Origin of the sequence: Uliginosibacterium aquaticum (genome assembly GCF_012972705.2) — a bacterium.
Taxonomy (GTDB): domain Bacteria; phylum Pseudomonadota; class Gammaproteobacteria; order Burkholderiales; family Rhodocyclaceae; genus Uliginosibacterium; species Uliginosibacterium aquaticum.
In genome coordinates, this window is the sequence record NZ_JABCSC020000001.1 from 676,243 (window position 1) to 691,047 (window position 14,805).

Here is a 14,805-nt window from a genome sequence, read left to right on the forward strand (position 1 = left end):
AACATGGCAGCTTACGATCTGGAAGAGCAGGAACAGCTTTCGGCCATCAAGGCCTGGTGGGAAAAGAACGGTAATACCGTGACGGGCGCCGCGCTGGCGCTGGCGCTGGTTGTGGCTGGTGTGCAGGGCTGGCGCTGGTATCAAGGCAAGCAGGCGGCCGAAGCTGGTGGCCTCTACAGTGCCGTGAGCCTTGCCGCGCAAGCCAAGGATGCCGGCAAGGTCGGCGTGCTGACTGACGAGTTGGTCGCCAAGCATGGCGGCAGCGTGACGGCTGAACTGGCTGCCTTGCAAGCTGCACATACTGCACTCGAAGCGGGGGATGCCAAGACTGCCCGCAACCGTCTCGAGTGGGCTGCTTCCAGCAAAGCGGATCCTCTGTTGCGCGATGTGGCCCGCCTGCGACTGGCTGCGCTGCAAATCGATGCCAAGGAACTTGAGCCGGCGCTGGAAACCCTCAAGGCTGAGCCGAATGAGGCGTATCTGCCGCGATTCGAAGATCTGCGTGGAGATGTTCTGTTTTCCCAAGGCAAGACGGCGGAGGCGCGCGCTGCCTACAAGCGCAGCCTTGAGGCCGCGTCCAAGGCGGGTGAGCAGACGACCTCCTTCCGCAATCTTGTGCAGATCAAGCTGGATGCGCTTGGAGGCGCCTGATGAAACTGCGAGTGCTGGCCGCCCTGGCCCTGAGTTCTAGTCTGAGTGGTTGCTTCCTGTGGTCATCCGACCCTGGGCCCAAGCCTTCGCCGTTGCCCGTTTTCAAACAGGCGGGTGAGCTGCGCGAGCAGTGGACTGCTTCCTTGCCGGAGATCGGCGACTCCCTGCTGAGTCCGACGCTTTCTGGTGGCAGTGTCTATGCCGCCGCCCGTAAGGGCCAGTTGGCGCGTTTCGATGCGGCCGGGCGTGAAGTCTGGCGGGTCAAGACCGTGCCGCGCCTCTCCGGTGGCGTGGCCAGTGATGGCAATGTGGTGGTGGTGACCAGCAGTGATGGCGAGTTGCTTGTCTATGAAGCAGACAAGGGCGGCTTGCGCTGGAAGACTACAGTGGGCGGCGAAGTGCTCGCCTCCCCTCTGATTGCCGAAGATATGGTGGTGGTGCGAATTGGCGACAATCAACTCGCCGCATATGGTGTGAGCGACGGCAAACGCCGCTGGGTCTATCAGCGCGCTCAGGCCTCCTTGGCCTTGCGTGCGCCGGTGGGATTGGCGCGTTCGGGTGATGTGTTGTTTGCCGGTTTTCCGGGCGGCAAGCTGCTGGCGCTGAGTCTCGCCAGTGGGGTGCAGCGCTGGGAAGCTACGATTGCCCAGCCCAAGGGCTCCAACGAGATTGAACGCATGGCGGATGTGGTGGGCGATCCGCTGGTGCGCGGCGATCAGGTCTGTGTGGCTGCTTTCCAGGGGCGTGTTGCCTGTGTGGATCGCAGCAATGGCAGCCTGCGTTGGGCGCGTGACTTTTCTTCGGCCAGTGGTATTGCCGCGGATGCTGGCAGCCTGTATTTCGCCGATGCAGGCGACACTCTGTATGCCCTCGATCTGGCGTCTGGAGCCAGCCAGTGGAAGCAGGACAAGCTGGCCTATCGGCGCCTGACCCGTCCGGTACTGGTGGGCGACAAGCTGGCCGTGGCAGATATACAGGGCTATGTCCATGTAATTGAAGCGCGTTCTGGAGAGTTCGTGGCCAGTCGCCGTGTGGATTCGTCCGGGGTGCGTGCCCTGATGCAAACGCTGCCCAATGACGGGATGGCAGTGCAGGCCATCGATGGCGACCTTTACGCCTTGAGCCTGCGCAAGCAGTAAATCTGGAGTTGTTGTGAAACCTACGCTGGTGCTCGTGGGCCGACCCAATGTCGGCAAGTCCACGCTTTTCAATCGTCTGACCCGCACCCGCGATGCGCTGGTGGCGGACATGCCGGGCCTGACCCGCGACCGCCACTACGGGATTGGCCGTGGGGGCTCGCGCCCCTATCTGGTCGTCGATACAGGCGGTTTCGAGCCACTGGCCAAGGAAGGAATCGTGGCCGAAATGGCCCGGCAGGCCGAGTCCGCCATCGCCGAAGGCGACGCCTTGCTGTTTATCGTGGACGGTCGTGTCGGCTTGACGCCGCATGACAAGCAGATCGCAGACACGCTGCGCCGCTCGGGCCGCCCGGTGTTCCTCGCTGTAAATAAAGGCGAAGGCATGAATCGCGACACTTTCAGTGCCGAGTTTCATGAGCTGGGCTTTGGTACGCCGTATGTGATCTCCTCTGCGCATGGCGAGGGCGTTCGTCAGTTGCTGGATCTGGTGCTGGAGAGTTTTCCCAAGGACGCAGAGCCTGGGGATGATGACGAGGCGGGCCCTAGAGTGGCCATCGTTGGTCGTCCCAATGTGGGTAAATCCACCCTGATCAACGCCTTGCTGGGCGAGGATCGCGTGATTGCCTTTGATATGCCCGGTACCACGCGTGATGCGATTGCCGTGCCTTTCGAGCGCAACGGCAAGGCCTATACCCTGATCGATACGGCTGGCCTGCGTCGCCGTGGCAAGGTCTTTGAGGCTATCGAGAAGTTTTCGGTAATCAAGACCTTGCAGGCGGTGGAGGAGGCCAATGTTGTTGTGCTGGTGCTCGATGCCAGTCAAGACATCTCCGATCAGGACGCTCACATCGCCGGCTTCGTGCTTGAGGCCGGCCGCGCCCTGGTGCTGGCGGTGAACAAGTGGGACAGCGTCGACGACTATCGTCGTGAGCGGATCAAGGCTGAGATTGCCCGCAAGCTCTACTTCCTTGATTTCGCGCGCCACCATTACATCTCGGCGCTAGAAGTGGTTGGCATCGGCCCATTGCTCAAGTCGGTGGATCTGGCCTATGCGGCGGCGATGATCAAGCTGGCCACCCCCAAGCTCACGCGTGCTTTGCAGACCGCGCTGACCAAACAGCAACCGCCACGCCACGGGGTGTATCGTCCCAAGATGCGCTACGCCCACCAGGGCGGTCAGAATCCTCCTGTGGTGGTAGTGCACGGCAATGCGCTGGAGCACATTCCAGACTCCTATCGCCGCTATCTTGAGCACCATTTCGTGGAGACCTTCAAGCTGCAGGGGACCCCGCTGCGCATCGAGTTCCGCTCGGCGCACAACCCCTATGCGGACAAAGACTATCCTTGATCGTGCGCTATTGATCGTGCGGAAGTTCTGCTAACCTTTCCCCTTTGGCCAGTGCCCTTTTTCCCGCACGCTGTGCTTCACTGGCCGAGCTTTTCCAATAACAATATTTCTGAGGGCCAAAAACCATGAGCAACAAAGGCCAGATGCTGCAAGACCCCTTCCTGAATACCCTGCGCCGCGAGCACATCCCGGTTTCGATCTACCTCGTCAATGGCATCAAGCTGCAAGGCCATATCGAGTCTTTCGACCAGTATGTGGTGCTGCTGAAGAATACGGTCACCCAGATGGTGTACAAACACGCCATCTCTACCGTGGTGCCGGCTCGTGCTGTGTCCATCCCGCACGAAAATGCAGGTGATGCACCTGCCGCACCAAAGGAATGAACGTCTGCCCGCATGGCGGGCAGCGGTTTCTCTTAATACCCTGATCCGGGTGCAGCCTGAGGTTGCACCCGGATTTTTGCCTGTGCCCCCGCATGTTTGATCGCCCCGCTTCGGAAGGAAATCGCGCCGTCCTGGTGCAGCTCGATTTTGGTGCCGGAGGGTTGGCGGAACGCCTGGCTGAATTCCAGATGCTGGCGGGTTCGGCAGGCGCTGAAACGGTCGCCATCATTCAGGGCCGGCGCAAGGCGCCCGATCCAGCCCTGTATGCGGGCTCTGGCAAGGTTGACGAAATCGCCGCCGAGGTTCTTGCCTCCGGGGCAGATATCGTGATTTTCAATCATGAATTGAGCGCCGGACAGCAGCGTAATCTTGAGCGTGTGCTGCAGCGTCGGGTCATTGATCGTACAACCTTGATTCTCGATATCTTTGCCCTGCGTGCCAAGAGTCATGAGGGCAAACTGCAGGTGGAACTGGCCCAGTTGGAACATCTGGCGACGCGTCTGGTGCGTGGCTGGACTCACCTTGAGCGTCAGAAGGGGGGTATCGGTCTGCGTGGACCCGGCGAGAAGCAGCTTGAAACAGACCGCCGTTTGCTGGGCAAGCGCGTTGCCCTGCTCAAGGAGCGACTGCGGCAGCTGGAGAAGCAGCGCAAGGTACGGCGTCGCTCAAGGGAACGCAGTGAGGTGCCGGTGGTCTCATTGGTTGGTTATACCAATGCGGGCAAGTCCACCTTGTTCAATGCGCTATGCAAGGCCGGTGCTTATGCGGCCGATCAGCTCTTTGCCACGCTCGACACGACTTCACGTCGCGTCTATCTGCATGATGCACAACGCCATATGGTGCTCTCGGATACCGTGGGTTTCATCCGCGATTTGCCGCACTCGGTCGTGGCTGCGTTTCACGCCACGCTAGAAGAAACGGCGCAGGCAGATCTGTTGCTACATGTGGTGGATGCATCCTCGGCGGATCGCGAAGCGCAGATTGATGTGGTCAATGAGGTGCTGGCCGAGATCGGTGCGGGCGACGTGCCGCAGATCCTCGTCTGGAACAAGATCGACATGACGCATGGTGTGCCGACAGTGGAAGAGGATGGCTATGGTAAAATCGAGCGCATTTTGCTCAGCGCCCGCACGGGCGAAGGGCTGGATCTGCTGCGCAACGCGTTGGCTCGCCAGCTCTTCCCGATCATGATTGCCGGTGAGGCTTTAGGGCCGCCGGCTTCCCCGATGGATGACTCAGACCAGGCAGACTCATGATTACCGGACTACTCATGTCAATCAACGATCCACGCTGGGGCAACAACAGCCAAAGCGACGACAAGCAGGGTGAGGGCAAGCGCGGCGATGAGCAGGGGCCGCCAGACCTTGAAGACATCTGGCGGGACTTCAACAACAAGCTCAGCGGCATGTTCGGCAAGCGTTCGGGCGGGGGGGGCGGCAATCCGCCGCCGCCGGCGCCGCTGAATCCGCGTCAGCTCGGTGGCGGTGTGGTGCTGGTTGTTCTGGCTGCGGTGGCTTTGTGGCTGGGAAGCGGGTTCTACACAGTCGATGCCAGCCAGCGTGGCGTGGTGTTACGTTTTGGCAAGCTGCAGGAAATCACCAATGAAGGTTTGCGCTGGCACTTGCCATACCCCGTCGAGGCGGTGGAGTTGGTCAATGTCACGCGTGTGCGCACGGTGGAAGTCGGTTTTCGCGCCAATGACCGGTCCAAGAATCTGCATGAGTCGCTGATGATCACGGATGACGAAAACATCGTGAACATCCAGTTTGCCGTGCAGTACACGCTGAGCGATCCGGCGGAGTTCCTGTTTGCTAACAAGGATGCGGATGTCACCGTGAAGTTGGTGGCGGAGGCTGCCATGCGCGAGATCGTCGGCAAGAGCAAGATGGATTTCGTGCTCTACGAAGGGCGCGAGGCTGTTGCCAAGCAGGTTCATCTGATGATGCAGAAGGCGCTCGATGAATACCGTTTCGGCCCTTACAAAGGCAGTGGCGTGTTGATCAGCAAGGTGACCATGCAGAACGCCCAGCCGCCGGAGCAGGTGCAGGAGGCTTTCAATGATGCCGTCAAGGCGGGGCAGGATCGCGAACGCTTGAAGAGCGAAGGCCAGGCCTACTTCAACGATGTGGTGCCGAAGGCTGAAGGGACGGCCGCACGTCTGCGTGAGGAGTCCAAAGGCTATGCTCAGCGGGTGGTGGCTCAGGCGGATGGCGATGCCAGCCGCTTCAAGCAGATTTTTGCCGAGTACTCGAAGGCGCCGGAAGTGACGCGCAACCGCATGTATATCGATGCGATGCAACAGGTCTATAGCAATACCACCAAGGTGCTGGTGGACTCCAAGGGCAATGGCAATCTGCTCTACCTGCCGCTCGACAAGCTGATCCAGAACGGTGGTGCCGCTCCTGCTGCAGCTGTCGATGCCGCTGTACCGGCGAGCAAGCCGGTTGTCGAGACGCCGGCCGCTGCGCCGCGTCAGGAGCCGGATCCTCGCAGTCGCGAGGCCCTGCGTTCGCGTGAAAGGGAGAGCCGCTGATGAATGCCCGTTTGCCCGTGATTTTTGGTGCACTGCTGATTGCAGTCGCCGTGCTGTCGATGTCCATCTTCACCGTGGATCAGCGCAAGTACGCGCTGGTCTTCCAGTTGGGGGAAATCAAACGCTTTGAGACCGAGCCAGGGCTGAAATTCAAGCTGCCCATGATTCAGGATGTGAAGTATTTCGATCGCCGCATTCTGACGCTCGATTCACCCGAGTCCGAGCTCTTCCAGACGGCGGAGAAGAAGAACGTGCTGGTGGATTCCTTCGTGCGCTGGCGCATCAAGGATCCGGCCGTGTTCTATCGTGCCTTCGGGGTCGAGGAGGTGCGTGCCAATACGCGTCTTGAGCAAACAGTGAATGCCGTGCTGCGTGAGGAGTTCGGCAAGCGTCAGGTGCATGACGTGATTTCCGGCGAGCGTGAAAAACTCATGGATGCGGTGCAGGCCAAAGCTGCAGCAGATTCCGTACAGTACGGCGTGGAAATTGTTGATGTGCGTGTCAAGCGCGTAGAGCTGCCGACTGACGTGAGCGAATCCGTATTTCGTCGTATGGAGGCCGAGCGCAAGCGTGTGGCCAACGAGTTGCGTTCCACCGGTTCGGCCGAGGCCGAGCAGATCAAGGCGGATGCGGATCGTCAGCGTGAGGTGGTGATTGCTGAGGCCTACCGCGATGCTCAGAAGATAAAGGGCGAGGGCGATGCCAAGGCGGCCGCGATCTACGCAGAGGCGTTTGGCCGCAGCCCCGAGTTCTATCGTTTCTGGCGCAGCATGGAAGCCTACAAGCAGACTTTCCGCAGCAAGAGCGACATGCTGGTCGTTGATCCGTCTTCCGATTTCTTCAAGTACATGAAGAGCGGTGGCGGCAAGGACAGCGGCAAGTAAGCATGCTGCGTTATTTTCTGGCCGCACTGGCCCTGATGCTGGTGTTTGAAGGCCTTGTCCCCCTGTGCGCGCCGGCTGCCTGGCGCGCTACCTTCCAGCGCATTACCCGCTGGGCAGACGGGCAGATCCGCTTTGCGGGCATGCTCTCTCTGCTCACCGGGGCGCTGCTCTTCATCCTGGTTTACTGATTCCTATGGCTTTGCCACGCTGGGCGCTGCCCGAATATTTTGCGGACGTGCTGCCGGTCGAGGCGCAGGGCATTGAGCACCTGCGCCGCGTTCTGCTGGACGAGTTCCGCCTCAACGGCTATCAGCTCGTGATTCCTCCGACGGTCGAGTATCTCGACTCGCTGGTGTCTGGTACCGGGCGTGACATGGACGACTCCATGTTCAAGTTCGTCGACCAGATCTCTGGCCGCACAATGGCTTTACGCGCCGATACTACGCCGCAGGTCACGCGTATCGATGCCCATTTGCTTAATCGTCAGGGCGTGACCCGCCTGTGCTACTGCGGGCCTGTGGTGAATGTGCTGCCTCGTTCGATGACTGCATCGCGTGAGCCGCTGCAGATCGGTGCCGAGTTGTACGGCCACGACGGAATCGAGGCCGATGTTGAGGTGTTGCGTCTTTTGGCGCGCACGCTGGCGCTGTCCGGTGCCCGCGCCAGCCGTATCGATGTGGGGCATGTGGGCTTGTTCCGTGCCCTGGCTGAACTGGCAGGGCTGGATCGTGAGGCAGAAGAAGCGCTCTTTGGCATCCTGCAGGCCAAGGATGTACCGGCGTTGCGTGATTTCACCGCCACCATGGCTGAGCCTGCGCGCTCCGGTCTGCTCGCCTTGCCGGGGCTGTATGGTGATGCCAATGTGCTGCTGCGCGCTCGTGACGTGTTGCCGGACGTTGCCGGTGTGCATGCCGCGCTTGATGAGTTGCTGCACCTGGCCCGTCAGCTGGGGGAGCTGCCGCTGAGCTTCGATCTTGCGGATTTGCGCGGTTATCACTACCACACGGGGTTGATGTTCGCGGCCTACTGCGGCGCATCACCGACTGCGGTTGCTTTGGGTGGTCGCTATAACGAAGTGGGGCGTGCCTTTGGCCGCGCCCGTCCGGCGACAGGTTTCAGCCTCGATTTGCGCGAGCTTGCTGCGCTTGGGGCGGGTGTCGGTATGTCGGGCGCCATTCTTGCCCCTCTGGATAATTCGGCCGAGCTGGCGGCGTGCGTGAGCGCGCTGCGTGCCGGGGGTGAAGTCGTGATGCAGGAGTTGCCGGGGCATACGGGCTCGTGGCGTGAGGCGGGCTGTGATCGCCGCGTTGTTTTGAAGGATGGCGCCTGGTGCGTCGCCGCTCTGGAAGACTGAGGAAGAATCAAATGGCAAAGAACGTAGTGGTCGTCGGCACGCAGTGGGGCGATGAAGGCAAGGGCAAGATCGTCGACTGGCTGACCGACCATGCGCAGGGTGTGGTGCGTTTTCAGGGTGGCCACAATGCGGGCCACACGCTGGTGATCGGTGACAAGGAGTACAAGCTCAATCTTGTGCCCTCGGGCATCGTGCGCGAGGGCGTGCAGTGCTACATCGGCAATGGCGTGGTGCTGGATATCCATCACCTGCTGTCCGAGATCGCTATTCTCGAGAAGGATGGCATCGAGGTGCGCTCGCGCCTGAAGGTCAGCCCTGGCTGTCCGCTGATCCTGGCTTACCACTCGGCGCTGGACAAGGCGCGTGAAGCCAAAAAGTGTGCGGCCGACAAGATTGGCACCACCGGCAAGGGCATCGGCCCGACTTACGCCGACAAGGTGGCACGTCGCGCCCTGCGCGTGTATGACCTGTTCAACCCGGAGCGCTTTGCTGCCAAGCTGCGCGAAGTGCTGGACTATCACAACTTTGTGCTGACCCAGTATCTGGGCGCCGAGCCGGTGGACTTCCAGATCGTGTTTGATCAGGCCATGAAGGACGCCGAGGCCATTCGCCCGATGGTGTCCGACATTTCCGACGATCTGTATGCCGCCAACAAGGCAGGTCAGAACCTGCTCTTTGAGGGTGCCCAGGGCACCTTGTTGGACATCGACCATGGCACCTATCCGTTCGTGACCTCGTCGAACTGCGTCTCTGGTCAGGCGGCTGCCGGTGCGGGCGTCGGTCCGGGCATGCTGCACTACGTGCTGGGCATCACCAAAGCCTATTGCACCCGTGTGGGTGGTGGTCCTTTCCCGAGCGAGCTGGATATCGAGACCAAGGGCACGCCGGGCGAGCAGATGTCGACCGTGGGGCGCGAGTTTGGCACGGTGACCGGGCGCAAGCGGCGCTGCGGCTGGTTTGATGCGGCAGCGCTGCGTCGTTCGGCCCGCATCAACGGGCTGACTGGTCTGTGCATCACCAAGCTGGATGTGCTGGATGGTCTCGATGAGCTGAAGATCTGCACGGGCTACATGCTGCACGGCAAGAAGATCGATCTGCTGCCGATCGGAGCGGACGATGTGGCCGCCTGCGAGCCGATCTATGAAAGCATGCCGGGCTGGAAGAGCACGACCTTCCGTGTGAAGCGCTGGGAAGAGCTGCCGGTGGAGGCGCAGAACTATCTGAACCGCCTTGAAGAAGTCTGCGAAGTGCCGATCGCGATTGTGTCGACCGGCCCGGAGCGTGATGAAACAATCCTCAAGCAGCATCCGTTTGCTGCCTGATCAAAAAGAAAAAGGCCGGCGTTCCCGCCGGCCTTTAACATTCTGCAATTCAGATTCAACCCGATTTTTAATTCATACCGACGAGTAACATTTGACGCAACATTACGCATCCGGCGCACAAAAGAAAAAAGCCAGCTCGATGAGCTGGCTTTCCTCTGCGAATCTGGTGCCCAGGAGAGGACTCGAACCTCCACACCTTGCGGCACTAGTACCTGAAACTAGCGCGTCTACCAATTTCGCCACCTGGGCAATTCACTGCAGAAGCAGCGAAGACCGGCATTATAGAGAACTGAACGAATGAGTCAACAGGAGAACAAGAAAAACATGAAAAAACCCCGTGTGTCCAAAATCCGCCGCGCCGATCCCTTCTTTGCGCGTGAGGCGGAGAAGTACGAATTCCCGCTGCCGTCGCGCGAGTACATCGAACAGGTCCTTGAGCAGGCAGGCTGCCCGCTGTCCGGCGAAGAGCTGGCGACAGAGCTGGAGATCCTGCCCGAGGAGAGCGAACACTTCGCTCGCCGTCTTGGCGCCATGGAGCGTGCCGGCCAGTTGATGCGCAATCGGCGTGGCAGTTACATCCTGCCGGACAAGGCCGATCTCATGGGCGGCCGCGTTGAAGGTCATCCGGATGGCTTCGGCTTCCTGGTGCCGGACGATGGCAGCCCCGATCTCTTCCTCGGCCCGCGCGCGATGCGTGAAGTGCTGCATGGCGATCGGGCGCTGGTGCGCGTGATCGGTGTGGATCAGCGCGGTCGCCGCGAGGCCAAGATCATCGAAATCCTGGAGCGTGCGAATACCCGTCTGGTGGGCCGCGTGAAGGTCGAGGCGGGCGTCGCCATGGTGCTGCCGGAAAACCGGCGGATCAGCCAGGGCATCCTGCTGGCGCCCGGCGGCAAGATCAAGCCCAAGGCGGGACAGGTGGTGACGGTTGATCTCCTTCAGCAGCCCACCCAGCACAGCCAGCCGATCGGCCAGATCATCGAAACCTTGGGTAACTATGCCGATGACGGCATGGAGATCGAAATCGCGCTGCGCAAGCACGACCTGCCTTTCGAGTTTTCGGACGAGGTGAAGGCTGAGGCCAAGAAGCTGCCGGATGTGGTGCGCAAGAAAGACTGGAACTGGGAGGGGGGCGTGCGCGAGGACATCCGCCACCTGCCACTGGTGACCATCGATGGTGAGACGGCCAAGGATTTCGATGACGCCGTGTACTGCGCGAAAGATGGTCGTGGTTATCGCCTGCTGGTGGCGATTGCCGACGTGAGTCATTACGTGACGCCCGGATCGGCGCTCGACAGCGAAGGGCTGGAGCGCGGCAACTCGGTGTATTTCCCGCGCCGGGTGATTCCGATGCTGCCGGAGAAAATCTCCAATGGCTTGTGCTCGCTGAATCCGCAGGTGGAGCGCCTGTGCATGGTGTGCGACATGTCGATCAACGCCACCGGTGCGATCAAGGCCTATCGCTTTTATCCGGCGGTGATGTATTCGCATGCTCGCCTGACGTACAACAAGGTTGCGGCAATGCTTTACGGTGATGCAGAAGGCCGCAAGGATGAAGCCTTGCGGGCTGAGCATGCGCCGCTTGTGCCGCACCTGGAAACGCTGGATGTGCTGTTCCGCATCCTTCTCAAGGCTCGCGCCAAGCGTGGTGCCATCGAATTCGAGACGGTCGAGACCAAGATGGTTTTCGATGCCGAAGGCAAGATCGAGCGCATCGTGCCTGAGGCGCGCAATGACGCCCACCGTGTGATCGAGGAGTGCATGCTGGCGGCCAACGTCTGCGCCTCCGAGTTCCTGCAGAAGCACAAGCATCCGGCCCTGTACCGGGTGCATGAAAGCCCGACCGTCGAGAAGCTGGAGAAGCTGCGTGAGTTCCTGGCCGAGTTCGGTCTGGGGCTCGGCGGCGCCGAATCGCCGCGCGCGGCGGATTTCGCCAAGGTGGTCGACAAGATCAAGGATCGGCCGGACGCCCAGCTGATCCAGACGGTAATGCTGCGCTCCATGCAGCAGGCGGTGTATAGCCCGGAGAACGTTGGCCACTTCGGTCTTGCCTACGACGCCTACACCCACTTCACTTCACCGATCCGGCGCTATCCGGACTTGCTGGTGCATCGTGCGATCAAGGCGGTACTGTGCGGGAGCAAATACCAGCCCGCCAGCGGCCCGGTCGAGCTGCTCAAGGACACGCGCCGTAAAAAAGGCGGCAAGCAGCCGGACGAGGCTTTTGCGCGGGCAGCCCGCGAGGCCGAGAAGAAGCGCGCCTCGGCGGCCAAGAACGGTATCTGGGAAGACATCGGCGTGCATTGTTCGCAGACCGAGCGGCGCGCCGACGAGGCCAGTCGCGATGTTGAAACCTGGCTCAAGTGTTATTACATGCAGGATCGGATCGGCGAGCAGTACGACGGCGTAGTTACGTCGGTCACCTCTTTTGGTATCTTCGTGACCCTTGACGATCTGTTTGTCGAAGGTCTGGTGCATATCTCCGATCTCGGGGCGGACTATTTCCACTACGACGAAGCTCGTCATGCCCTGGTTGGTGAGCGTAGCGGACAGCAGTTCCGTCTCTCGGACCGGGTCAGTGTTGAGCTTGTGCGGGTGGATCTGGAAACGCGCAAGATCGATTTCCGGCTGATTGAGGGCGTGGCACGCGCCACCGAACGTGTGGGCAAGACCGCGCGTGAGCGGGAGCGTCAGGTGGAACCGCAGCAGGCCGAGCGGCAGGTGCCGGAGGTTGTGCCGGCGCGTAAGCCCGCCCGCCCGGCCAAGCCCAAAGCGGTTGTGCCGGAGCTTGTCAGTGAGGACGAACCGGTGAGCTGGCGTGATCTGGCAGGCGTGCCGTCCTCTCCGCTGGAAAGTGTGAAGTCCGTGCTGCTGGGCGGCTCTGGCAAGCGCAGTACGGCAGCCAGGCCTGCGTCGGCAGAGCGCAATACGAATTCAGGTGCCGGCCGCGGCACCGCTACTGCCAACAAGAAAGGAAGCCGTCGTGGCTGAGTCGCGTTTCATTCATGGGTTTCATGCCGTCGCTGCCAAGCTGCGGGTTGATCCGGAATCCATCCTCGAAATCCATGTTGCCGCCCAGCGCGGTGATGCGCGCGCGCGCGATCTGCTGGCCAAGGCCGAAGCGGCCAAGGTGCGGATCATTCCGACCGATGCTGCCCGGCTTGATGGCATGGCTGGCACGCATCGCCATCAGGGGGTGGTGGCAAAGATCGATCCGCGCCACAAGGTGCTGCACCTCTCGGACATTCTTGAAGACCTGACCGAAAATGCCCTGATCCTGGTTCTGGATGGCATCACCGATCCGCACAACCTGGGTGCCTGTCTGCGTGTTGCGGATGCGGCCGGCGTGCATGCCGTGATTGCGCCGAAGGATCGTGCCGTGGGCCTGAATGCCACGGCGATCAAGGTGGCGAGCGGCGCGGCGGATACCGTGCCTTACATCGTGGTGACGAATCTGGCGAGGACGCTCCGCGAGCTGCAGGATGCCGGCGTGTGGTGCATCGGCGCGGCGGGCGAAGCGACGAAGACGGTCTACGAAATCGACCAGAAGGGGCCGGTGGCCTGGGTGCTCGGTGCTGAGGGCGATGGCCTGCGCCGCCTCACCCGCGAGACCTGCGACGAGCTGGCGAAGATCCCGATGCATGGCTCGGTCGAAAGTCTCAATGTGTCGGTCGCTTCTGGCATTTGCCTGTTCGAGGCGCGGCGGCAGAGGGGCGCTTAAGCCGGGATCCTTCGGCTGTGAGAAAAAGAAAGCCGCCACGGACTGAATCCGGGCGGCTTTCTTTTTTTTGCGTAGAGCAGGGGCTCAGCACTCGAGTTTGGGCGGATATTTTTTCGCGTTCAGCTCAATCTTGTTGCGTACGGCTGCATCCAGATCGATGCCCAGCACCATGGCCAGCCGCATCAGGTACAGGAAGACATCCGCCACTTCCTGGCGAACGTGCTCAGCTTTCTCGCCCTCCATGATCGTCGCGGCTTCGGCGTCAGTTCGCCACTGAAAGATCTCGGCCAGTTCGCCGACTTCGCCGGTCAGTGCGAGGATCAGGTTGCGCGGATTGTGGTACTGATCCCAGTCGCGGACACGGGCGAATTCGGTCAGTACGGACTCCAGCCTTGCCGTATCAAGGACTCGCGACTCAGAAGGTGTAGCCAATTTGCAGCTCCTCGGGTTCCAGGCGCTCGAGCAGGCGCAGCAGGGGTTTCAGTTCGCGATAACGTCGGCAGGTGGCTTTCAGATAGAGCATCACCAGCGGCATGTCTTTCAGATAGCCGTCCTTGCCGTCGCGATGATAGAGGCGGGCAAAAATGCCCAGCACCTTGATGTGGCGCTGGGCGCCCATGAATTCGTAGTCGCGATGGAAATCGTTGAAGTCCGGCCGCACCGGTAGTCCCAGCTGGCGACCGATCTCCCAGTAGCGCACCAGCCAGTCCAGCGTCTGTTCTTCGTCCCAGTGGATGTAGGCGTCCTTGAACAGCGAGGCCAGGTCGTAGGTGATAGGGCCGTACACGGCATCCTGAAAGTCCAGTACGCCCGGATTGGGGCTGGAGGCCATCAGGTTGCGGCAGTGGTAGTCACGATGCACGAAGACTTGAGGCTCGGCGAGATTGACCGCCATGATGGTTTCGAAAACCTTCAGCAGCTCGGCCATTTCTGCGTCGCTAAGACTAACGCCCTTGTGGCGGGCCACATACCATTCCGGGAACAGCATCAGCTCGCGCAAGAGCAGGGCGCGATCGTATTCGGGCAGCACGCCGGGGCGGCTGGCGCGTTGGATGGCCGCCAGGGCACCGAGTGCGTCGGCATACAGTTCGTTGGCATTGGCTGGTGTGAGTGCCGAGAGGTAGGTGCTGCCGCCCAGGTCGGAGAGCAGCAGGAAGCCTTGCTCCAGATCCTCGGCGAACACTTCAGGCACATGCACGCCGGCGTCGTGGAAAAGACGCGCAACGTGCAGATAGGGGCGACAGTCCTCATGGCTGGGCGGCGCATCCATGACGATTCGGGTGCTGCCGTCCTCAAGCGTGGCGCGGAAATAGCGGCGGAAGCTGGCGTCGGCCGAGGCGGGGGCGAGGCTGAAGCGCTTGCCGGGCAGGCATTTCTCCAGCCAGGCGTGAATTTGTTGCAGACGTTCCAAGTGAAGGCTCCGGTGCTGGTGCTGTGCTCATGTAAAATGCCCGCCAATCTTAGCAAACC

Annotated in this window: 14 protein-coding genes and 1 tRNA gene; 12 read left to right on the top strand and 3 right to left on the bottom strand. The window is 61.0% G+C overall.

Features of this window, described 5'->3' with window-relative positions:
- Positions 1–3: 3 nt before the first annotated feature.
- The 10 genes from HJ583_RS03110 to HJ583_RS03155 all read left to right on the top strand — a co-directional run bounded on the left by HJ583_RS03110 (position 4) and on the right by HJ583_RS03155 (position 9,614).
- Complete coding sequence (locus HJ583_RS03110) at positions 4–651, top strand: YfgM family protein (protein WP_170020399.1); 648 nt, start codon at positions 4–6, stop codon at positions 649–651.
- The gene (bamB, locus tag HJ583_RS03115; protein WP_170020401.1) at positions 651–1,790 is read left to right on the top strand and encodes an outer membrane protein assembly factor BamB; all 1,140 of its coding nucleotides are present in this window, start codon (positions 651–653) and stop codon (positions 1,788–1,790) included. The genes HJ583_RS03110 and bamB overlap by 1 nt, the downstream gene beginning before the upstream one ends.
- Positions 1,791–1,803: 13 nt before the next feature.
- Complete coding sequence (gene der / locus HJ583_RS03120; RefSeq protein WP_170020403.1) at positions 1,804–3,138, top strand: ribosome biogenesis GTPase Der; 1,335 nt, start codon at positions 1,804–1,806, stop codon at positions 3,136–3,138.
- Between the two features lie 125 nt (positions 3,139–3,263).
- Complete coding sequence (gene hfq, locus HJ583_RS03125) at positions 3,264–3,521, top strand: RNA chaperone Hfq (RefSeq protein ID WP_101941575.1); 258 nt, start codon at positions 3,264–3,266, stop codon at positions 3,519–3,521.
- 92 nt (positions 3,522–3,613) lie between these two features.
- Positions 3,614–4,777: a GTPase HflX gene (gene hflX / locus HJ583_RS03130; protein ID WP_170020405.1), complete on the top strand. Its 1,164-nt coding sequence runs from the start codon at positions 3,614–3,616 to the stop codon at positions 4,775–4,777.
- 14 nt (positions 4,778–4,791) lie between these two features.
- Positions 4,792–6,054 (top strand): FtsH protease activity modulator HflK, encoded by a 1,263-nt coding sequence (hflK, locus tag HJ583_RS03135; RefSeq protein ID WP_170020407.1) that lies wholly within the window; start codon positions 4,792–4,794, stop codon positions 6,052–6,054.
- The gene (gene hflC / locus HJ583_RS03140; protein WP_101941572.1) at positions 6,054–6,938 is read left to right on the top strand and encodes a protease modulator HflC; all 885 of its coding nucleotides are present in this window, start codon (positions 6,054–6,056) and stop codon (positions 6,936–6,938) included. Before hflK ends, hflC begins: the two co-directional genes overlap by 1 nt.
- 2 nt (positions 6,939–6,940) lie before the next feature.
- Positions 6,941–7,126: a DUF2065 domain-containing protein gene (locus HJ583_RS03145; protein ID WP_101941571.1), complete on the top strand. Its 186-nt coding sequence runs from the start codon at positions 6,941–6,943 to the stop codon at positions 7,124–7,126.
- 5 nt (positions 7,127–7,131) lie between these two features.
- Entirely contained in the window at positions 7,132–8,292 is a 1,161-nt protein-coding gene (locus HJ583_RS03150; protein ID WP_170020409.1) for an ATP phosphoribosyltransferase regulatory subunit, read from the top strand.
- An 11-nt stretch (positions 8,293–8,303) separates the two neighbouring features.
- Entirely contained in the window at positions 8,304–9,614 is a 1,311-nt protein-coding gene (locus tag HJ583_RS03155) for an adenylosuccinate synthase (RefSeq protein ID WP_170020411.1), read from the top strand.
- A gap of 164 nt (positions 9,615–9,778) precedes the next feature.
- On the opposite strand, the gene HJ583_RS03160 is transcribed toward HJ583_RS03155, so the two are convergent.
- Positions 9,779–9,863 (bottom strand) — tRNA-Leu (locus HJ583_RS03160).
- 75 nt (positions 9,864–9,938) lie between these two features.
- On the opposite strand from HJ583_RS03160, the gene rnr reads away from it, so the two are divergent.
- Both rnr and rlmB read left to right on the top strand, forming a co-directional pair.
- Positions 9,939–12,605, top strand: coding sequence for a ribonuclease R (gene rnr, locus HJ583_RS03165; protein WP_170020413.1), 2,667 nt, complete (start codon positions 9,939–9,941; stop codon positions 12,603–12,605).
- Positions 12,598–13,335: a 23S rRNA (guanosine(2251)-2'-O)-methyltransferase RlmB gene (gene rlmB / locus HJ583_RS03170; protein WP_101941567.1), complete on the top strand. Its 738-nt coding sequence runs from the start codon at positions 12,598–12,600 to the stop codon at positions 13,333–13,335. The genes rnr and rlmB overlap by 8 nt, the downstream gene beginning before the upstream one ends.
- 84 nt (positions 13,336–13,419) lie before the next feature.
- On the opposite strand, the gene HJ583_RS03175 is transcribed toward rlmB, so the two are convergent.
- Positions 13,420–13,767, bottom strand: a complete 348-nt coding sequence (locus HJ583_RS03175; protein ID WP_170020415.1) for a nucleotide pyrophosphohydrolase — start codon at positions 13,765–13,767, stop codon at positions 13,420–13,422.
- Positions 13,751–14,746 carry an aminoglycoside phosphotransferase family protein gene (locus HJ583_RS03180; protein ID WP_170020417.1) on the bottom strand — a complete coding sequence of 332 codons (996 nt, stop codon included), beginning with the start codon at positions 14,744–14,746 and terminating at the stop codon, positions 13,751–13,753. Before HJ583_RS03180 ends, HJ583_RS03175 begins: the two co-directional genes overlap by 17 nt.
- Between the last annotated feature and the right edge of the window lie 59 nt (positions 14,747–14,805).